Source organism: Micromonospora sp. WMMD1102 (assembly GCF_029626265.1).
Taxonomy (GTDB): domain Bacteria; phylum Actinomycetota; class Actinomycetes; order Mycobacteriales; family Micromonosporaceae; genus Plantactinospora.
This window is the reverse complement of record NZ_JARUBN010000001.1, coordinates 5,299,516-5,318,761: the sequence shown is the minus strand read 5'-3', so window position 1 is coordinate 5,318,761 and position 19,246 is coordinate 5,299,516. Positions and strand designations below refer to the sequence as shown.

Annotated in this window: 18 protein-coding genes; 10 read left to right on the top strand and 8 right to left on the bottom strand. The window is 73.9% G+C overall.

Annotated elements, in window-relative coordinates:
* Positions 1-30: 30 nt before the first annotated feature.
* Together O7626_RS23800 and O7626_RS23795 are read right to left on the bottom strand one after the other, a co-directional pair.
* Positions 31-4,476 carry a WG repeat-containing protein gene (locus O7626_RS23800; RefSeq protein WP_278063325.1) on the bottom strand — a complete coding sequence of 1,482 codons (4,446 nt, stop codon included), beginning with the start codon at positions 4,474-4,476 and terminating at the stop codon, positions 31-33.
* A complete protein-coding gene (locus O7626_RS23795; RefSeq protein WP_278063324.1) occupies positions 4,473-4,619 on the bottom strand; it encodes a hypothetical protein in 147 nt (48 codons plus the stop codon). The genes O7626_RS23800 and O7626_RS23795 overlap by 4 nt, the downstream gene beginning before the upstream one ends.
* Positions 4,620-4,717: 98 nt before the next feature.
* Here O7626_RS23795 and O7626_RS23790 point away from each other — a divergent pair, with 98 nt between their 5' ends.
* The 3 genes from O7626_RS23790 (at position 4,718) to O7626_RS23780 (ending at position 7,485) form a co-directional block, all read left to right on the top strand.
* A complete protein-coding gene (locus tag O7626_RS23790) occupies positions 4,718-5,572 on the top strand; it encodes an ABC-2 family transporter protein (RefSeq protein WP_278063322.1) in 855 nt (284 codons plus the stop codon).
* Between the two features lie 81 nt (positions 5,573-5,653).
* Positions 5,654-6,454 carry an ABC-2 family transporter protein gene (locus O7626_RS23785; RefSeq protein WP_278066283.1) on the top strand — a complete coding sequence of 267 codons (801 nt, stop codon included), beginning with the start codon at positions 5,654-5,656 and terminating at the stop codon, positions 6,452-6,454.
* On the top strand, positions 6,451-7,485 hold the full coding sequence (locus tag O7626_RS23780; RefSeq protein ID WP_278063321.1) for an ATP-binding cassette domain-containing protein: 1,035 nt from the start codon (positions 6,451-6,453) through the stop codon (positions 7,483-7,485). Before O7626_RS23785 ends, O7626_RS23780 begins: the two co-directional genes overlap by 4 nt.
* On the opposite strand, the gene O7626_RS23775 is transcribed toward O7626_RS23780, so the two are convergent.
* Positions 7,431-8,069 carry an XRE family transcriptional regulator gene (locus O7626_RS23775; RefSeq protein WP_278063320.1) on the bottom strand — a complete coding sequence of 213 codons (639 nt, stop codon included), beginning with the start codon at positions 8,067-8,069 and terminating at the stop codon, positions 7,431-7,433. The two genes, O7626_RS23780 and O7626_RS23775, sit on opposite strands and share 55 nt — an antisense overlap.
* A 54-nt stretch (positions 8,070-8,123) precedes the next feature.
* Between O7626_RS23775 and O7626_RS23770 the strand changes: the two genes are divergently transcribed.
* The gene (locus tag O7626_RS23770; RefSeq protein ID WP_278063319.1) at positions 8,124-8,831 is read left to right on the top strand and encodes an AzlC family ABC transporter permease; all 708 of its coding nucleotides are present in this window, start codon (positions 8,124-8,126) and stop codon (positions 8,829-8,831) included.
* 55 nt (positions 8,832-8,886) lie between these two features.
* A complete protein-coding gene (locus O7626_RS23765; protein WP_278063318.1) occupies positions 8,887-9,195 on the top strand; it encodes an AzlD domain-containing protein in 309 nt (102 codons plus the stop codon).
* 38 nt (positions 9,196-9,233) lie between these two features.
* On the opposite strand, the gene O7626_RS23760 is transcribed toward O7626_RS23765, so the two are convergent.
* From O7626_RS23760 to nadA, 3 genes are all read right to left on the bottom strand, one after another.
* The gene (locus tag O7626_RS23760) at positions 9,234-9,842 is read right to left on the bottom strand and encodes a DUF3043 domain-containing protein (protein WP_278063317.1); all 609 of its coding nucleotides are present in this window, start codon (positions 9,840-9,842) and stop codon (positions 9,234-9,236) included.
* A 182-nt stretch (positions 9,843-10,024) separates the two neighbouring features.
* Complete coding sequence (gene murA, locus O7626_RS23755) at positions 10,025-11,380, bottom strand: UDP-N-acetylglucosamine 1-carboxyvinyltransferase (protein WP_347404808.1); 1,356 nt, start codon at positions 11,378-11,380, stop codon at positions 10,025-10,027.
* 258 nt (positions 11,381-11,638) lie between these two features.
* Entirely contained in the window at positions 11,639-12,808 is a 1,170-nt protein-coding gene (gene nadA, locus O7626_RS23750) for a quinolinate synthase NadA (protein WP_278063315.1), read from the bottom strand.
* 69 nt (positions 12,809-12,877) lie between these two features.
* On the opposite strand from nadA, the gene O7626_RS23745 reads away from it, so the two are divergent.
* The 3 genes from O7626_RS23745 to O7626_RS23735 all read left to right on the top strand — a co-directional run bounded on the left by O7626_RS23745 (position 12,878) and on the right by O7626_RS23735 (position 15,903).
* Positions 12,878-14,014, top strand: a complete 1,137-nt coding sequence (locus tag O7626_RS23745) for a glycerate kinase (RefSeq protein ID WP_278063314.1) — start codon at positions 12,878-12,880, stop codon at positions 14,012-14,014.
* A 231-nt stretch (positions 14,015-14,245) separates the two neighbouring features.
* Positions 14,246-14,614 (top strand): iron-sulfur cluster insertion protein ErpA, encoded by a 369-nt coding sequence (erpA, locus tag O7626_RS23740; RefSeq protein WP_278063313.1) that lies wholly within the window; start codon positions 14,246-14,248, stop codon positions 14,612-14,614.
* A gap of 314 nt (positions 14,615-14,928) precedes the next feature.
* Positions 14,929-15,903 (top strand): carbohydrate kinase family protein, encoded by a 975-nt coding sequence (locus tag O7626_RS23735; RefSeq protein ID WP_278063312.1) that lies wholly within the window; start codon positions 14,929-14,931, stop codon positions 15,901-15,903.
* A gap of 57 nt (positions 15,904-15,960) precedes the next feature.
* Here the strand turns inward: O7626_RS23735 and O7626_RS23730 are convergent, their stop codons facing one another.
* Together O7626_RS23730 and O7626_RS23725 are read right to left on the bottom strand one after the other, a co-directional pair.
* Positions 15,961-16,194 carry a sulfurtransferase TusA family protein gene (locus O7626_RS23730; RefSeq protein ID WP_278063311.1) on the bottom strand — a complete coding sequence of 78 codons (234 nt, stop codon included), beginning with the start codon at positions 16,192-16,194 and terminating at the stop codon, positions 15,961-15,963.
* Positions 16,195-16,214: 20 nt separating this feature from the next.
* Positions 16,215-17,366 (bottom strand): aminotransferase class V-fold PLP-dependent enzyme, encoded by a 1,152-nt coding sequence (locus O7626_RS23725; RefSeq protein WP_278063309.1) that lies wholly within the window; start codon positions 17,364-17,366, stop codon positions 16,215-16,217.
* A 172-nt stretch (positions 17,367-17,538) separates the two neighbouring features.
* On the opposite strand from O7626_RS23725, the gene coxB reads away from it, so the two are divergent.
* Both coxB and O7626_RS23715 read left to right on the top strand, forming a co-directional pair.
* The gene (gene coxB / locus O7626_RS23720; RefSeq protein WP_278063308.1) at positions 17,539-18,501 is read left to right on the top strand and encodes a cytochrome c oxidase subunit II; all 963 of its coding nucleotides are present in this window, start codon (positions 17,539-17,541) and stop codon (positions 18,499-18,501) included.
* Between the two features lie 10 nt (positions 18,502-18,511).
* A complete protein-coding gene (locus O7626_RS23715; RefSeq protein WP_278063307.1) occupies positions 18,512-18,937 on the top strand; it encodes a cytochrome c oxidase subunit 4 in 426 nt (141 codons plus the stop codon).
* Positions 18,938-19,246 lie beyond the last annotated feature (309 nt).

The following is a 19,246-nucleotide window of genomic DNA, read 5'->3' as shown; positions in this document are numbered from 1 at the left end:
TCACGTCGAGCGACGGGCCGAGGGCGCGGATCACAGCACCGGCTTGGTGTCGGCGAGCAGCCGGTCGATCTCCTCCATCACGTCGTTCCGGCTCGGATGCACCGCGTCGATCAACGCCTCGCCCCGGCGGTCGAGCGCGCCCCACTGCCCGGTGCCGTTGCCCACCAGGAAGGCGACCGGATGGATGACCAGTGCCGGATGGGCCGGCGGGACAAGTACCTGTCCCGAGCGGTCCACCACGCCCTTGCGGCCGCCCGCGTCGACGATCGCCAATCCCTCGTCGGTGAAGCCTTCGACGTACCGGCCGTCGGTGAGGGCGGTGGTGAAGCCGGTGTAGCGGGTCGGCAGCACCACCTTGCCGGTCCGGTCGACCGCTCCCCAGCCGCCTCGCCGGACGGCGGCGACACCGCGCCGGAACGGTCGTACGTCCTCGAAACCGGCCGGGATCACCACCTTGTTGGACTTGTCGATCGCGATCCAGCCGCCGGTGCCGTCCCGGGAGACCCAGGCCAGCCCGTCGGAGAAGGAACCGACGCCGAGATAGCCGGCGGACGCCTCGATCAGCAGTTCACCGGTTTCGTCGATCAACTCCCAGGTCCGGGTCTCCGGGCGGCGTACCCAGGCGGCCCCGTCCCGGAACGGCTGCACGTCGGCATAGCTCGGCGCGATCGCGAGCTGGCCGTCCGGGTCGGCGTACCCCCAGCGCTGCACCTTCTCGCTGAACTTCGGCACCGGCGGCTTGTGCACCTGGAGGATCTCGTCCCGGTCCCGGGGATACGGTCCCCAGCCGTTCTGGGCCACCTTGTTGAAGACCGCGTCGAGCGCGAGTTCGGTCCGGGCGATCAGGCCCGGGTCCTCGACCTTGCGTAGTTCGAGGGCCTTCTCGAAGTGGTTGCAGGCTTCCATGTAGCGGCCCTGGTCGTAGCAGGACCGGCCGGCGTGCTCGTGCATGGTGGCCCGCAGCCGGTCCGGCAGCTCGGAGGAGTTCGCCTCCTCGAAGAGCCGGTCCGCCTCGGCGAAGTCCCCCCGCCACTGGAGTACGTGCGCCAGCCTGGCCTGTGCGATCGCGATCCGCCGCAGCTGGCCGGTCGCCTCGGCGTGGGCCAGCGCCAGCTTGCCGTCGGAGAGCGCCTTGCCGAGTTCGCCGAGGATCCGGGAGACCACCGCCCGCAGGCTCAGCAGCCGCGCCCGGGTGGCGTTGTCCGTCGCCGGTTCGAGCTTCTCCGTCAGCCGGTCCCGGATCGCCCGCAGTGACTCGGGGTCCTCCACCAGCTCCCGCAGGGTCTCGTGGTGGAACCGCCACTCGTACGATGCCAGTACCTGCTCCGGGTCGGCGGCTGCCGGTTCCGGCGGGACGTCGGCGGGTTCCGGCTCGGTCGGCTCCCGTTTCCCACCCGGCCGGACGATCGGGGTGAGCATGGTGGGAGCGCTCAGCGCGGTAGCCGCGCCGGCTGCCGGCCCGGCCGGCAGCACCGTGTCGGGGCTCGCCTCGGCGACCGGCGGGTCGGCTGGCGAGGTGGCCGACGGCGGACCGGAAGTCGGTGCGGCCGCTGGCTGAGCTGAGCCGGGTGCCGTGGCCGGCGGGTCGGACGTGGGTGCGGCGGCTGGCGTCCCGGAGGGGGATGCCGTGACTGCCGGGCCGGAGGTGGGTGCGCCGACCGGCGTTTCGGAGGTGGGTGCGCCGACCGGCGTTTCGGAGGCCGGACCGGCGGCGGCTGCCGTGGCCGGTGGCGCGGTCCCGCCCGGCCCTGCGGTCGGGCCGCCGGGGGCTGGCCCGCCGTCGGGCGTCCGGCCGTCCGCCGGGGACGCCGCGGCTCCGGCGTCGACCGTCAGCTCCGGGTCGCGCGACTGGTCCGTCGCTCCGGCGGTCGGGGCCGGGGCGGTGGCCGGCTCGGTGGGGGAGGGGGCCGCCGGGGCGGCATCGGTGAGCGGTCCGGCAGTGGTGCGGTCCGCGACAGGTCCGGTTTTTGGCATGGAGGGTACGGAAGTCTCACTCGGATCGGTGGCCCGTCCGGCCTCCGGTACGGGCCCGGTGGCGGCCGGTTCGATCGGGGGACCGGACGAGAGGACGGGCGAGGCGGGTTCGATGACGTGCTCCGCCGCCGGGGGCGCGGCGGCTGGTTCGACCGGTCCGCCGGTGTCCGTGCCGCCCGCCGCGCCGGAGAACGGGCTGGGGGGCGGCGTGGGCTCGGCGGTCGTGCCCGGCGGCGGGGTGCCGCCGGGCGTCGGCGCTGAGCGGAACTCCAGGCGCAGGCCAGTGGTCGGGGGCGGCGTGACCGGCGGACGCTGGTCGGTCTCGTCGGCGGACGGCTGCCGGGGCAACCGGGGGTCGGGGTCCGACGGGGCGGTCGGGACCAGCCAGCCGGCCGGCCGTTCACGCGACGGCTCCGCCGGGGACGGCGGCTCGACCGTGCCGGCCGGCTCGACCGAGGGTGGTGCGGGCCAGGGCCCCGCCTCGACCGTCCGGGGCGGCTCGGCGATCCGGGCAGCCTCGGCAGGCCGGCTCGTCTCCGCCGGCCTGCCCGGCTCGACGGTGCGTGGTGGCTCGACGGTGCGTGGTGGCTCGACGGTGCGTGGTGGCTCGGCGGGCCGGGGTGGTTCCACGGTGCGGGGCGGCTCGGCGGTGCGGGCGGCCTCGGCGGCTCGGGTCGGTTCGACGGGGCGGGGCGGTTCCACCGGGCGTCCGGAATCGATCCGTCGGGGCTCGATCGGTCGGGACTGCTCGACCCGGCGTACCGGCTCGACGGGGTGGGTCGGTTCGACCCTGCGGGCTGGTTCGACCGGGCGAGGCTGCTCGGCGGCCCGGGCCGGCTCCCCGGTCCGGGGTGGTGCGGCCGGTCCGACCCGGTCTGTGGGGCCGACCCGGTCTGTGGGGCCTGCCGGTCCGACCCGGTCTGTGGGGCCGACCCGGTCTGTGGGGCCTGCCGGTCCGACCCGGTCCGTGGGGCCTGCCGCGCCGGCGGCGGCCGGGTAGCCGACGCTCCGGTCCGGCTGGACGGGCGTGCCGTCCGGCTGGTCGGTACGCGGTGGGACCCGGTCGGTACCGGAGGCCGGCATTCCGTCCGGTCGCCCGCGTCCGGGCGCCAGTTCGGCGGCCGGCCGGTCGGCGCCGGGCGGCAGCGGCCCGACCCGGTCGCCCCGGGGTGCCGGGCCCGGCCGGACCGCCGGGTCGGTGCCGCGCGGGTCGCGCAGCGGCGGACGGCCGGAGCCCAGGTCCGGGAAGCGACGGCCCTCGCGCGGCTCCGCCGCAGGGCCGCGCTGGGCGGGCCAGCTGGGTGCACCGGACGGTCCGGCGGCGGGCCGCCGGACCGGTGGCTCGGCACCGGGCCGGTCGGCAGGTCGGTCGGGTCGGTCGGGTCGGCCCCGGGGCGGTGTGCGGCCCGGAGGCGCCTCGCGGCTCCCTGGGGGCGGCGGTCCACCGGCCCGAGCGGCCCAACCGTCGGCCCGATCCTGCCCGGGGATGCCCCGGTCCTGCCCGGGAGTGCCCCGGTCCGGTCCGGGGACGCGCCGCTCGGAACCGGGAGCGTCGCGTTCGGAACCGGGAGTGCCCCGCTCCGGTCCGACCAGGCCGCGTTCGGCTCCCGACGGGCCGTCGAAGGCGGCCGGCATGGCCGGGCGCGCCCCCGGCCCGACCCGCCCCCTGCCGTCCCGTGGTCCGGGTCGGTCGTCCGACGGCATCGGGCGGCGGTCCGACAGCGGCTGGGTCTCCTCGGAGGCCGGTCCGGTGAGCCACCGTCCGCGCCGTTCCGGCGGAGCGGCGGAGCGGCCGGGCCGGTCGTCGCCGGAGCGGTTCGGGCCCTGCTGCGAGGCGGCCCGGCCGCCGGCGAAGCCGCTCTCGCCGCGACCGCCGCGCGGTCCGGGCTCGGCGGCCCGGGGCGACCGCCGGTCGTCCCGGCCGATCGGCACCGAGCCGCCGGTGCGGGGTTCGGCCGGTGGTCGGGAACGTCCGTCCGACGGTTGGTCCCAGGAGTCCGGGCCGTCCTCCCAGAAGTCCGGCGGTGGCTTCCAGCCGGCCGACCGGCTGTCCCAGCGGTCGAGCCGTCCGGTACGCGTCTCGCGTGCCGGCCCGTCGCCCCGCGCCGCCGGGCGGGCGCTGGTCGGCTGCCCGGGACGCCCGTTCGGCAGCGCCTCGGGACGCCCGTTCGGCCCCGGCTCGGGACGCCCGTGCTGTGCCGCGTCGGGACGCCCGTTCGGCAGTGCGCCCGGACGCCCGCCGGAGATCGGCTCCGGGCGGCCGTCGGAGACCGGCTCGGGACGGCCGAACGGCTCCGCCTCGCCGGGCCGGGTGCCCGGCGGCGGAACCTTGGCCCGGCCGGTCGGCACCGATCCTCGCCCCACCGGCCGGCGCCGCCGCTGGTGGCCGATGTCCCCGGCATAGCGCTGGCCGGGAAACTGCGGCTCCCACTCGGCCGTCGGTTCGACCACCCAGGACGGTTCGGCGGGCTCGCCCCAGCGGCCCGAGTAACGACCGCTCATACCGGCGCTCCCGGCCGTACGTCGACGATCCGGTCCGTACCGGAACCGGCACCACCCGGGGCGGTACGTCGGAGCGGGGGGCACCCGACCGGCGTACCCGCGCGCCACGCGGCCGGGTACGCCGGCTCGCGTTGCTCACTCACGGGGTGTCACCTCGTCGAAAAATCTCGCTGGGCAGCCGGGCGTACCGGGTAAAGTCACCCGGCTCGGTGCAGCGTTGTCGCGGAAGGAGGGTAACGGCGTGGGCTCGGTCACCGCCACTGTGGCACCACCCATCAGCCGAAACATCATCCCATGGTTCCGGACATTTGCTGCGATAACCGGATCGGGGTTTCGTCGGTACTCTACCTATCGGCAAGCTACCGTCGCCGGCGCCTTCACCAACACCGTCTTCGGCTTCCTGCGTTGTTACGTCCTGCTCGCCGTCGCCAGCGGTGCCGGTGGGGTCGCCGCCGGCTACAGCCGGGCCCAGTTGGCCACCTTCGTCTGGGCGGGACAGGGGCTCCTCGCCGTGGTGCTGCTCTGGCGCTGGACCGAACTCGCCGACCGGATCCGTACCGGTGAGATCGCCAGCGACCTGCTCCGGCCGGTGCACCCGGTGGTCAGCTACCTCGCCACCGACCTCGGTCGGGCCGGGTACGCCCTGCTGACCCGATTCCTCCCGCCGGTACTCACCGGGCTGCTCTTCTTCGACCTCGTACTGCCGAGCCGGTGGCAGACGGTACCGCTGTTCGTACTCTCCGCCGGGTTGGCGGTGGTGATCTGCTTCGGTTGCCGTTTCCTGGTCAACGCGACGGCGTACTGGCTGCACGACGCCCGGGGGGCGATGATCCTCTGGACTCTCGGCTCCGGCGTACTGGCCGGGCTCTACTTCCCGCTGCGCTTCCTGCCGGACTGGGTCACCGTGCTGCTCTGGCTGGCGACCCCGTTCCCGAGCCTGTTGCAGACCCCGCTGGACGTACTCGTCGAGCGCGACGGGGCGGGGATCCAGGCCGGCATGGTGGTGGTGCAACTGGTCTGGGCCGGGCTGATGTTGCTGGCCTGCCGCACGGTCCAGCGCCGGGCCGAGCACCGGCTGGTGGTGCAGGGTGGCTGAGCGGGCGGGCCGACGGGTGGTGCAGGGTGGCTGAGCGGGCGGGCCGACGGGTGGTGCAGGGTGGCTGAGGAGGCGTACCGGCTGCGGCGGGTGCCGGCCTATCTGGCGTTGCTGCGCGGGCAGGCCCGGTCGCAGGCGTCGTACCGGACCTCGTTCGTGGTCGACCTGTTCGGCAACGTCGGCGCCACCGCGTTCGACGTGCTCACCGTGCTGGTGCTGTTCCGGGTCACCCGCGAGTTGGGCGGCTTCGACAGGTCCGAGGCGATGGTGATGGTGGGCCTGTCGTCGGCCGCCTTCGCCACCGCCGATCTCGCGGTCGGCAACGTGGAGTCGCTGCGCCGGTACGTCCGGACCGGCCTGCTGGACGCGGTGCTGGTCCGCCCGCTCGGCGCGCTGCCCCAGCTGCTGCTGATGGACCTGCCGCTGCGCAAGGCGTCCCGGGCGGTGTTCGGCACCGGCGTGCTGGTTGTCGCGCTGGCCACCGCGGAGCTGGCCTGGACGCCGGGTCGGGTGGCGCTGGCCGTGGCGACCCCGCTGGCCGGGGCGGCGTTCTTCGGCGCCATCTTCGTGGCCACCGCGTCGCTGTCGTTCTGGTGGATCGACTCCGGCGAGGTGGGTTCGGCGTTCACCTACGGCGGGCGGGACTTCACCACGTACCCGATGACTGTCTATAGTGGCTGGTTTCGAGCGGTCTTCGCGTACGGCATGGGGTTCGGTTTCGTGGCCTACTACCCGGCGCTGGCGTTGCTCGGCCGGGCCGACCCGCTCGGCCTGCCGGGCTGGGTGGGGTGGGTGGCGCCGGGCGTCGCGCTGCCGGCCGCCGGGCTCGCGGCGCTGGCCTGGCGGCTCGGGGTACGCCACTACCGGAGCACCGGGTCGTGACCGGGTCCCCGCCGGAAGCCCCGGTGATCGAGGCCCGCGACCTGTGCAAGGAGTTCGTGGTGCGGGTCCGGGCCGGCCGGCTGCGCCGGACGAAGCGGGTGGTCGGCGCGGTCGACGGGATCGACCTGACCGTCCGGCGCGGCGAGATGGTCGGTTACATCGGGCCGAACGGCGCCGGCAAGTCCACCACGCTCAAGATGCTGACCGGGGTGCTGAGTCCGTCCTCGGGCCGGGTACGTGTCTGCGGGCTGCTTCCGGTGGCCCAGCGCACCCGGCTGGCGCTGCGGATCGGGGTGGTCTTCGGGCAGCGTTCGCAGCTCTGGTGGGACCTGCCGCTGCGGGACTCGTTCGATCTGCTCCGGCACGTCTACCGGGTGCCGGCGGCCGAGCACGCCGCCCGGCTGCGCCGCTGCCGGGCCGAACTCGACCTGGACGGCTTCCTGGACGTTCCGGTCCGGCAGCTCTCGCTCGGCCAGCGGATGCGCGGCGAGCTGACCGCCGCGCTGCTGCACGGCCCCGAGGTGCTCTTCCTGGACGAGCCGACCATCGGGCTGGACGTGGTGAGCCGGCAGGCGGTCCGGGCCTTCCTGGCCGAGCTGGGCGCGGCCGGTGACACCACGCTGGTGCTCACCACGCACGACCTGGCCGACATCGAGCGGCTCTGCCGGCGGCTGGTGGTGATCGACCACGGCCGGGTGGTGCACGACGGGTCGATCGAGGCGTTGCACGCCCGGTACGGCTCGCGCCGGCAGGTGGTCGCCGATCTCGACGAGCCGCTCGCCGAGCCGCCGGTGCTGCCCGGTGCGCCGCTGCTGCGCGCCGAGGCGGACGGGCGGCGGCTGGTCTTCGCCTGCGAGTCGGCGACCGCCTCCGAGGTGGTGGCCGGGCTGGCCCGGGTCGCCGCGCTGCGAGACGTCGCGATCGTGGAGCCGGACATCGAGGACGTCGTCGCCCGGCTCTACCGGGCACCGCCGGCTCAGGGGTGTTCCATCACCAGCACGGCGAACGTGCCGGGGGCGAGTGCCTCGTAGCGGTGCGGGACGTCGCCGGGGAACCGGACGTAGTCGCCGGGTTCGAGTTCCACCGGCTCGGTCGCCGGCCCGGTCCGCAGCCGGCCGGCGGCCAGCACCAGGTGCTCGACGCTGCCCGGGATGTGCGGGTCGGCGTCGCGCACCTGGCCGGGTTCGAGTTCGATCAGGTAGACGTCCCGGCGGGCCCGGGTCGTGCCGGCGGCGAGCAGGGTGCCGGTGAACTCGGCCTGTTGGGAACGCAGCCCCGGCCCCTGCCCGGCCCGGATCACCTGCACCGGCGGCGGGGGCTGCTCGACCAGCCGGCTGAACGGTACGCCGAGGGCGACGCCGAGCGCCCAGACCGTCTCCACGCTCGGGTTTCCGGTGCCGGCCTCCAGTTGCGAGAGGGTGGACTTGGCGATCCCGGCCCGCCGGGCGAGTTCGGCCAGCGAGATGCCGGTGCGTTCCCGTTCCCGGCGCAGCGCGGTGGCGATCGCCGGCACCGGGGAGTCGCCGGCACGGGCTCGGGTTCGGTCCGGGAAGTCGCCGGAACGGGACTGTGTTCGGTCCGGGAAGTCGCCGGAACGGGACTGTGTTCGATCCATCGGGCCATCCGTTCGATTTGACGAACAGGTCTTCGCTGTTCATTATCCTGAACTATGCGTACGGCAGACCGAACGCCGGTACCCGAACCGGTGGCGCCCCGCGCGCTGCTGCGCGACGTCGGCGCCCTCGCGGTCGCGATGACGGCGATCGGCGCCTCGTTCGGTGCCGTCGCCCTCGCCGCCGGGCTCCCGCTGCCGGCGATCGTCGCGATGTCCTCGCTGCTGTACGCCGGCGGCGCCCAGTTCGTCGCCGTCGGGCTGGTCGCCGCCGGCAGCCCGGTGGCGGCGGTCTTCGCCGGACTGCTGCTCAACGCCCGGCACCTGCCGTTCGGGCTCGCCCTGGCGGACGTGCTCGGGCCGCGGTGGCGGCACCGGCTGCTCGGCAGTCACCTGGTGACCGACGAGGTCACCGCGTTCACCCTGGCCCAGCCCGACCCGGCCGGCCGGCGCCGGGCGTTCTGGCTGGCCGGGAGCCTGCTCTTCCTCGCCTGGAACCTCGGCACCCTGCTCGGGGTGCTGCTGGCCAGCCGGGTCGGCGACCCGCTGCGGCTGGGGCTGGACGCCGCGTTCCCGGCCGGGCTGCTGGCCCTGCTGATGCCGGCCCTGCGGGAGCCGGAGACCCGCCGGGTGGCCCTGGCCGGCGCGGCGGTCGCACTGCTCGTCACGCCGGTGCTACCGGCCGGCCTGCCGGTGCTGCTGGCGCTGACCGGTCTGGCCGTCTTGCTGCTGCCCCGCCGCCAGCGCCGGGACCAGCCGTGCTGACCCGCCGGGCGGCGTACGGGCCGACAGCGCCGGACCGTCCGACCGGGGAGTACGGATGCTGATCGCGGTGATCCTGACCCTGGCCCTCGGCACGTACGTCCTCCGGCTCTCCGGGGTGGTGCTGCGGGACCGGCTGGCCCTGCCCGGCGAGGTGAGCCGACTACTGCCGATGGCGGCGGCGGGCCTGCTCGCCGCGCTGGCCGTGACGGCGGCGCTGACCGAGGCGGGCGCGTTCGCCGGCTTCGCCCGCCCGGCCGGGGTGCTGGTCGGCGCGGTGCTGGCCTGGCGTCGGGCCCCGTTCGTCGCCGTGGTGGTCGCGGCGGCCGGCACGGCGGCCCTGCTCCGCCTGCTCGGCGTCCCGTGACGCCCGGGGCGGTCGATGGCGAGCCGCGCCGCCGTGGCTCAGATCGGGTCGCCGAGGTTGACCCGGGGGACCGGGGCGCGCATCCGGCGGAAGGTGATCGAGCGCATGATCGCGTAGATGTAGAGCGAGCCCATCCGCTGGTCGGTCTTGGGGAACCGCTGACGGACCAACTTCTTGATCTTCCGGGAGATCAGTACCGAGTCGACCACCAGGGCGATGGCCAGCAGCCCCCACAGCAGGTTGGAGGCGAACCGCACCTCCGGCGGCATGGTGTTCGCCGAACCGATCAGCACCACCAGGGCGCCGCCGAAGAACCAGGTCCCGACGGTACGCCGGGAGTCCACCACGTCCCGGGCGAGCCCGCGCTCCGGGGCCCGGTCCCGGGGACCGCCCTCCCGGCGGAACTCGGCAGCCGCCTCGGATCGGGCCTGTCGGCGCCGTTCCCGAGCCTCCTGCTTGGTCAGCGGCTTGGTGTCACCGACCACCCGCCGGCCGGCGCTGGGCCGCTTCGGGGTCTCCCTGCCCAGCTCCTTCTTGCTCGGGGTGTATCCCCGGGGGCGGGCGGACGCGGACTCCTCCTCGGGGGCCACCTCGACGGTGGCCTCCTCGACGAGGTCGGCGGGCTTACGGCGAAACAGCGACGGCACGGGGGCAAGGGTAGCCAACCGCCGGCCGCCGCCGCACCTCGCGGTACACCCTCGTGGTACGCCCGACCGGCTGATGCCCGCCGAGCAGCCCGGACAGGGCGTGGCCCGGGGACCGGACGAACGGCTTCCGGGCCGGTCCCCGAACTCCCGCGCGGCGGCGCCGGCTGGTGCCGGTGCCCCTGCTACGGCCGCTCGACGTGTGCGCCGAGCGCGGCGAGCTTGGCCTCGAAGTCCTCGTAGCCCCGGTTGATCAGGTCCACCCCGTAGACCCGGGAGGTGCCCTCGGCGGCCAGCGCGGCGATCAGGTGGCTGAACCCGGCCCGCAGGTCGGGGATCACCAGGTCGGCCGCGTGCAGCTTGGACGGCCCGGCGATCACGGCGGAGTGCTTGAAGTTGCGCCGGCCGAACCGGCAGGGGGTGCCGCCGAGGCAGTCCCGGTAGACCTGGATGGTGGCGCCCATCTTGTTCAGCGCCTCGGTGTAGCCGAGTCGCTGCTCGTACACCGTCTCGTGCACGATCGACAGGCCCCGGGCCTGGGTCAGGGCCACCACCAGCGGCTGCTGCCAGTCGGTCATGAACCCCGGGTGCACGTCGGTCTCCAGCGCCACCGCCCGCAGCTCGCCGCCGGGGTGCCAGAACCGGATCCCGCCCTCCTGGCCGGCGCTGCCCTGCCGGGGCGGCCGGGTGTCGGTGACCTCGTACGCCCCGCCGACCGAGCGGAACACGTTGAGGAAGGTCATCATGTCGGCCTGCTCGGCGCCGAGCACCTCGACCCGGCCGCCGGTGGCCAACGCGGCGGCGGCCCAGCTCGCCGCCTCGATCCGGTCCGGGATCGGCCGGTGGGTGTAGCCGCCCAGCCGGGGGACGCCCTGGATCTCGATCACCCGGTCGGTGTGCACCTTGATGATCGCGCCCATCTTCTGGAGCACGCAGATCAGGTCGATGATCTCCGGCTCGACGGCCGCGTTGCGCAGCTCGGTGACGCCCTCGGCGAGCACCGCCGTCAGCAGCACCTGCTCGGTGGCGCCCACGCTCGGGTACGGCAGCTCGAACTTGGTGCCGTGCAGGCCGGTGGGTGCGGTCAGGTGCATGCCCTCGGGGGTCTTGTCCACCACCGCGCCGAACTGGCGTAGCGCCTGAATGTGGAAGTCGATCGGCCGGGGGCCGATGTGGCAGCCGCCGAGGTCGGGGATGAACGCGTGGCCGAGCCGGTGCAGCAGCGGGCCGCAGAACAGGATCGGGATCCGGCTCGACCCGGCATGCACGTTGATCTCGTCCGTGCTGGCGCTCTCCACGTTGGCGGGGTCGAAGACCAGTTCGCCGTCCTCGACGCCGTCGGTGACCTTCACGCCGTGCAGTTCGAGCAGGCCGCGGACCACCTCGACGTCGCGGATCCGGGGCACGTCGAAGAGCCGGCTCGGCTCGTCGCCGAGCAGGGCCGCGACCATCGCCTTGGAGACGAGATTCTTCGCGCCGCGCACCCGGATCTGCCCGGAAAGGGGCGTACCTCCGTGTACGACCAGGACGTCGTCGGTCACCGCAACCTCCAGCGGGTCCATGCTGCTCTACGTCGATGCTGTCCGCGAGGGTGGACCGTGCGGTCCACCCTGCCGTCGCCCCCGTACCCGGCCGGGCGGCGCTTGTCACGCCTTCCGGCCCGGGCTCTGTCACGGCCCCGGGCAGCATAGCGCTCGGTCACCAAAAAGGAGCGGTCACAGCGCGACGGATGGCACGAAACGGGGACAGGGGCAGGAATCCAAACCCCGATAGTTACTTTCAGTAGTTGAACGCGTCCGCTACGGCAGGGCCAGCATCTGGTCCAGCGCCACCCGGGCGTGGTGCGCGGTCTCCGGGTCCACGGTGATCTGGTTCGGCACCCGGCCGGCGACCAGTTCCTCCAGCGACCAGACCAGGTGCGGCAGGTCGATCCGGTTCATCGTCGAGCAGTAGCAGACGGTCCGGTCCAGGAACATGACCTGCTTGTCCGGGTGCGCGTCGGCCAGCCGGCGGACCAGGTTGAGTTCGGTGCCGACCGCCCAGGCCGAACCGGCCGGCGCCGCCTCGATGGTGTTGATGATGTACTCCGTCGAGCCGACCTGGTCGGCCGCGGTCACCACGTCGTACCGGCACTCGGGGTGGACCAGCACGTTCACCCCGGGCACCCGCATCCGGACCTCGTCCACGCTGCTCTTCGTGAACCGGCCGTGCACCGAGCAGTGCCCCCGCCAGAGGATCATCTTCGCCTCGCGGAGCTGCTTGGCGGTCAGCCCGCCGCCCGGCTTGTGCGGGTCGTAGAGCACACAGTCGTCGGCGTCCAGCCCCAGCTTCAGCACCGCCGTGTTCCGGCCGAGGTGCTGGTCGGGCAGGAAGAGCACCCGCTGGCCGCGCTCGAACGCCCAGGTCAGCGCCCGCTCCGCGTTCGACGAGGTGCAGACCACCCCGGCATTGCGCCCGACGAAGCCCTTGATGTCGGCCGACGAGTTCATGTAGGTGACCGGCACCGTCGAGCCGGCCACCCCCAGCTCGGCCAGCGTCTCCCAGGCCGTCTCGACCTGGGGCAGCGCCGCCATGTCCGCCATCGAGCAGCCGGCGGCCAGGTCCGGCAGCACCACCCGCTGGCTTCCGGTGGTGAGGATGTCCGCGCTCTCGGCCATGAAGTGCACACCGCAGAAGACGATGAACTCCGCGTCCGGCCGGGCCGCCGCCTCGCGGGCGAGCTTGAACGAGTCACCGGTCACGTCGGCGAACTGGATGACCTCGTCGCGCTGGTAGTGGTGGCCGAGCACGAACACCCGGTCGCCGAGAGCCGCCTTCGCCGCCGCGGCCCGGGCCACCAGATCGGGGTCGCTCGGCGCCGGCAACTCGCCGGGACAGTCGACCCCGCGCTCGCTGGCCGGATCGGCGCCCCGGCCGAGCAGCAGCAGGGCGGTGGCGGTGCTGGACGGCTCTACCCACGTCGAAGTCACGACTCCCATGCTTCCACAGCCGGGACCACTTTCCGGCCGCCCCGATGTGGGCTGCCACACTCGTGATCCATGCGGATCCTGATCTGTCCGGACAAGTTCGCCGGCACCCTCCCGGCCGGTCAGGTGGCCGAGGCGGTCCGGGACGGGTGGCGGGAGATGGCTCCCGGCGACGAACTGGTGCTGCGGCCGCTCTCCGACGGCGGGCCGGGCTTCGTCGAGGTGCTCGCCGCCGCCCTGCCCGGCCGCCGGCTGCCGGTGTCGACCGTCGACCCGCTGGGCCGGCCGGTCGACGGGGAGATCCTGGTCACCGCCGACGGGACGGCGTACCTGGAGAGTGCCCAGGCGTGCGGGCTGCACCTGCTCGCCCCGGACGAGCGCGACCCGAGGCGGACCACCTCGTACGGCCTCGGCGCGCTGCTCGCCACCGCTGCCGAGGCGGGCGCCCGGCGGGCCGTCGTCGGGCTGGGCGGCTCGGCGGTGAACGACGCGGGCGCCGGGCTGCTGGCCGCGCTGAACGCCGTACCGGTGGACGCTGCCGGAATGGCCCTGCCGTACGGCGGAGCCGCGCTGCTCGCCGTCGCCGGGCTGACCGGGCGGCCCCAGTCGCGCGGGATGGAGCTGGTGGCGGCGACCGACGTCGACAACCCGCTGACCGGGCTGACCGGCGCCTCGAACGTATTCGGCCCGCAGAAGGGCGCGACCCGCGAGGACGTACTCCTGCTCGACGACGCGCTGCGGCGCTTCGCCGAGGTGCTGGAGCGGGACCTGCCCGGTTGCCCGTCCGGGCTGGCCGGGCTGCCCGGTGCCGGCGCGGCCGGCGGGCTCGGCGCGGCGCTGCTCGCCCTCGGCGGCCGGTGCGAGTCGGGTATCGGACTGGTCACCCGGTTGACCGGGCTGGACGCCGCCTACGACCAGGCCGATCTGGTGATCACCGGGGAGGGTTCCTTCGACCACCAGTCGCTGCGCGGCAAGGTGGTGGCCGGGGTGGCCGGGGCGGCCCGGGACCGTGGCGTTCCCTGCGTGGTGCTGGCCGGCCGGGTCAGTGCCGGGCGGCGGGAGTCGGCGGCGGCCGGGGTGACCGAGGCGCACAGCCTGGTCGAGCACTTCGGTGGCGAGCCGCACGGCGGCGTCGAGCGGGCGATGAGCCGGCCGGCGGAGGGGCTGCGGGCACTGGCGGCCCGCCTCGCCGGCCAGTGGAGCCGGTGAGCGTCGCCGCTGGCCCGGTGACCGCTCGACCGCCCGGCTCTGCGGCGTTCGTCACATTCGCCTGCCGTACCGGACGAACGGGCACGCCGGGGCGGGTTCCGGCCGAGCGCGGGTGACCTGCGCCGCGCGGGCCTAGAATCGGTTTTGTACCCGCATTGGGAATCATCGGCCAGCCGGCTAGCGTTGGCCAGTACGGACAACCATCGCACCGGCGCAGGGGAGACTTTCATCGTGACAACGCCAGCGCAGACCGAGTCGACCGCGGAAACCGCTCCGAGCACCGTCGTCCTGACCGACGTCGCGGCGGAGAAGGTGAAGGCCCTTATCGAGCAGGAAGGCCGCGACGACCTGCGGCTGCGGGTCGCGGTGCAGCCGGGTGGCTGCTCCGGCCTTCGTTACCAGCTCTTCTTCGACGAGCGGTCGCTCGACGGCGACGTGGTGAGCGACTTCGGTGGGGTCGGGGTCGTCGTCGACCGGATGAGCGCGCCGTACCTCACCGGTGCGACCATCGACTTCGCCGACCGGATCGACGCCCAGGGCTTCACCATCGACAACCCGAACGCGCAGAACTCGTGCGCGTGCGGTGATTCGTTCCACTGATCGGTGCTTTGTCCGGGTTTGCCCGGTGCTGCTCGATCCAACGTTCCATACTGACTGCCTGAGCGGGCCGCCCCGAGCGGGCGGCGTGACGTTTACCCGGAGAGTCCGTCACGCCGTCCCGACCGGAGGCGGCCCGTTCGGCGTCCCAAGGCCCCTCTCCGCGCCTTCCGGCCATCTCCGGCTCCCTCCCCGGCAGGCCGGTTTACCGCCAGGTGACACCCGGATGGCTGGTACCCGATCGATCGGGGGCGCGGCCGGCGGCCGACCGGTAGGCTGACCCGGCCGTAATTCCGTCTCCGACCCCGAGGGCCGACATGAAGATCGCCGTCACCGGCTCGATCGCCACCGACCACCTGATGAGCTTTCCGGGCCGGTTCGCCGATCAGTTCATCGCCGACCAGCTGCACAAGGTCTCGCTCTCCTTCCTCGTCGACGAGCTGGTGCTCCGGCGCGGCGGAGTCGCCGCGAACATCGCCTTCGGGATGGCGCAGCTCGGCCTGCGGCCGGTACTCCTCGGCGCGGTCGGCGCCGACTTCGACGACTACCGGTCCTGGCTGGAGCGGCACGGCGTCGACTGCACCTCGGTACACGTCAGCGAGGTGGCCCACACGGCCCGGTTCGTCTGCACCACCGACACCGAGATGTGCCAGATCGCGTCCTTCTACGCGGGCGCGATGAGCGAGGCCCGCAACATCGAGCTGGCCCCGGTCGCCGACCGGGTGGGCGGGCTCGATCTGGTGCTGGTCAGCGCCAACGACCCGGACGCGATGCTGCGGCACTCCGAGGAGTGCCGCCAGCGCGGGTACGCCTTCGCCGCCGACCCGTCGCAGCAGCTCGCCCGGATGGACGGCTCCACCGTGCTCGGCCTGATCGACGGCGCCGACTACCTGCTGACGAACGACTACGAGAAGTCGCTGTTGCAGAGCAAGGCCGGGCTGACCGACGAGCAACTGCTGGACCGGGTGAAGATCCGGGTCACCACGCTGGGCAAGGACGGTGTCGAGATCGCCGGCCGGGAGATCGAGCCGATCCACGTGCCGATCGCCCGCGAGTTGCACGTCGCCGACCCGACCGGGGTGGGCGACGGGTTCCGGGCCGGGTTCTTCACCGGCCTGTCCTGGGGGCTGAGCCTGGAGCGGTCCGCCCAGATCGGCTCGCTGCTCGCCACCCTGGTCCTGGAGACCGTCGGCACCCAGGAGTACGAGGTCCGGGGCGACCTCTTCGTCAAGCGCCTCGCCGAGTCGTACGGCGACGAGGCCGCCGAGGAGGTCCGGCAGCACCTGGGCTGAACCGCCGCGCCGGTGTCGGCTGGCCGGGGCCGGGGCCGGGGCCGGGGCCGGGGCCGGTCAGTGTGCGCGTCGGATGTCGTACGCGGGAGAGCCGTCCACGGTCAGGCTGTCGACGAACTCCTGTCCCCGCATCCGGCACCAGGCCGGGATGTCGATCGCCGCGGCCGGGTCGTCGGCGAGTACCCGGAGCACGCCGCCGACCGGCAGTTCGGGCAGCCGTCGGGCCGCCGCGATGACCGGCAGCGGGCAGCGCTGGCCGAGACAGTCGACGACCTCGTCCGGATCGTTCACCCTGGGCGCCCCTTCCGACGTCACAGGCCGGTCACTCCGGCCTCGGCGCGCAGCGCGGCCACGATCTCCGGTAGCTCGGCGAGGAACCGGTCGACCTCCGCCTCGGTGCTCTCCCGGTGCAGCGAGATCCGGACGTTGCCGTGCGAGAGCACTCCCATCGCCTCCAGCACGTGCGACGGGCGCAGCGTGGAGGAGGTGCAGGAGGAGCCGGACGAGACGGCGAAGCCGCGCCGGTCCAGGGCGTGCAGCAGCGCCTCGCCGTCGACGTAGAGGCAGGAGAAGGTGACCAGGTGCGGCAGCCGGTGCACCGGGTCGCCGACCACCTCGACGTCCGGCACCGTCGCCGGCACGCTTGCGCGGATCCGGTCGACGAGCGGGGCGAGCCGGGCCGCCTCGGCCGCCGCCTCCGCGTGCACCGCCCGCAGCGCGGCCGCCGCCGCCACGATCGCCGGCAGGTTGCCGACCCCGGGGGTGCGGCCGGCCTCCCGCTCGTCCGCCGGGTACGGCGACTCCCAGCGGGTGCCCTTGCGGACCACCAGCAGCCCCACCCCGGGCGGGCCGCCCCACTTGTGCGCGCTGGCCGACAGCACCGACCAGCCCGCCGGCACCGGCAGCCGGCCGACCGACTGGGCGGCGTCGACGTACAGCGGCACCCCGGCGGCGGCGCACGCCTGCGCGGCCTCGGCGACCGGCTGCACCGTACCCACCTCGTGGCTGGCGCTGATCAGGGTGGCCAGCGCCGTTCCGGGGACGGCCACCGCCGCCGACCAGGCGTCCGGGTCGAGCCGGCCGGCGTGGTCCACCGGTACCGACGTGGCGGAGCCGCCGGCCGCCACGTGTCGTTGCGCCGCGTGCAGCACCGCCGAGTGTTCGATCGCCGAGTGCACGAGCGTGCCGCCCGCCCGGCGGCGACCGGCCAGCCCGCCGAGCACGGCGGCGTGCGCGGCGGCAGTACCGCTGGGGGTGAAGGAGAGCTCGTCGGGGCGTACCCCGAGCACCTCGGCGGTGGCCGCCCGCGCCGCGTCGAGGAGCTGGCGGGCCCGGCGGGCCGGCGCGTAGAGCCGGGCCGGATCGGCCCAGCCGTCGGCCAGGGCGGCGAGCATCGCCTGCCGGGCTACCGGATGTAACGGTGCCGCGGCGGCGGCGTCGAAGTACGCCGGAGGCTCGACCACCCGCAAACCGTAGCGCGACCCGGGATCGGACAAGATCCCCCGGCAGGGTGGGGACGCGGACCCCAAGGCCGTCGAGCCGACGCAGGTCGAGTAATCTGCGACGGTCGGTGACGCCTTTGCCGCCGGTGTCGGGCAACACCGACACCGCGGCGCGCTAGGGAGGCAGGACCAGGTGGTCGCAAGGGGTTCGGAGGTACGGCCGTCGGCCGTGCGGTTGCGCAGTCCCCGGGACGCCGCGGGGCGCGGCCCGCGGCCGTCGGTGGGCCGGCTGGTCGGGCTCGGCGCCGGCGGCGCCGCGCTGCTCGCACTGCTGACCGGCTGCGACGTCGGCCGGACGTTCGACGGGTTCGGCTGGCCGCAGGGCGGCATCAGCCCCGAGTCCCACCGGATGTACGACCTCTGGATCGGCTCCTCCATCGCGGCCCTGGCGGTCGGCATCTTCGTCTGGGGCCTGATCTTCTGGTGCATCATCCGCTACCGGAAGCGGGGCGAGGCGCTGCCGGTGCAGACCCGGTTCAACATGCCGATGGAGTTCCTCTACACCATCGCGCCGATCCTGGTCGTCGCCGTGCTCTTCTACTACACCGCGATCGTGCAGACCGGGGTGAACAAGGTCACCAGCAACCCGGACGTGACGGTCGAGGTCGTCGCCTTCAAGTGGAACTGGCAGTTCAACTACCGGGACCGGCCGGGCGAGGACGCCAACACGGTGGCCTCGACCCTGGGCACCTCCGAGGTGATCCCGGTGCTGGTGCTGCCGACCGGCCGGAGCATCCGGTTCGAGGAGACCAGCCGGGACGTCATCCACTCCTTCTGGGTGCCGGAGCTGCTCTTCAAGCGGGACGTCTTCCCGGGCAACGTCCGCAACGTCTTCGAGGTCACGAACCTCGACACCGAGGGGGCGTACGTCGGCCGCTGCGCGGAGCTGTGCGGCACGTACCACTCGATGATGAACTTCGAGCTGCGGGTGGTCTCGCCGGACGAGTACGACCGGTTCATCGAGGCGAAGCGGGCCGGCCAGTCGACCCAGGACGCCCTGGCCGCCATCGGCGAGGAGCCGCTGGCCACCACCACCAAGCCGTTCGAGACCCGGCGGGACGTCAACAACTTCGGTAACGCGAGCGCGGGAAACTGAGGGCGGGCAGATGAAGACCGAGTGGAAGTTGTTCGGGATCGTCTCGATCTTCCTGGCGCTGGCCGCGGTCGTCTACGGGCTCTGGACGAGCGGTGCGGACGGCCGGGTGGAGTGGATCGGCACTGTCGCGCTGGCGCTGTCGTTCCTGCTCACCGCCATGTGTGGCGGCTTCTTCTGGTTCGTCTCGCGGCGGATCGACCCGCGCCCGGAGGACCGGCCGGACGCCGAGGTCTCGGACGGCGCGGGTGAGGTCGGCTTCTTCAGCCCGGGCAGCTACTGGCCGTTCGGGCTGGCGGTCGCCGCCACCGTCGCCGGCCTGGGCCTGGTGTTCTGGCAGTGGTGGCTGATCGCCGCCGGGCTGATCGCGGTGATCTTCGGCGCCTGCGGCCTGCTCTTCGAGTACTACTCCGGCACCCGGCGCACCGCCGAGCACTGACGCCGGTCGTTCGGGCACCAGGTCTCAACCGGCATCAAGCAGCTTCGCCCCGGCACCGGCCTCACCGGCGACCCGCAGCCTGCCACAGGTCGCGGGTCGCCGTCGTATGCGGCCCAGAGACGGCGTCAGACCGCCGTCGATCGCGAGTGCTGCCTCTCCGGCGCCTGGCCACGACCGCTTCGGATCCCACGCCCCGTGTCATCACGATGACACCGTGGTATCACGGACTGGCAGATGTCGGCGTACTGCTAGATCTGCGCAGACGCGTACGCGATGACGTGCACAGGTTGGATTCGGGGTGGGAGCTGG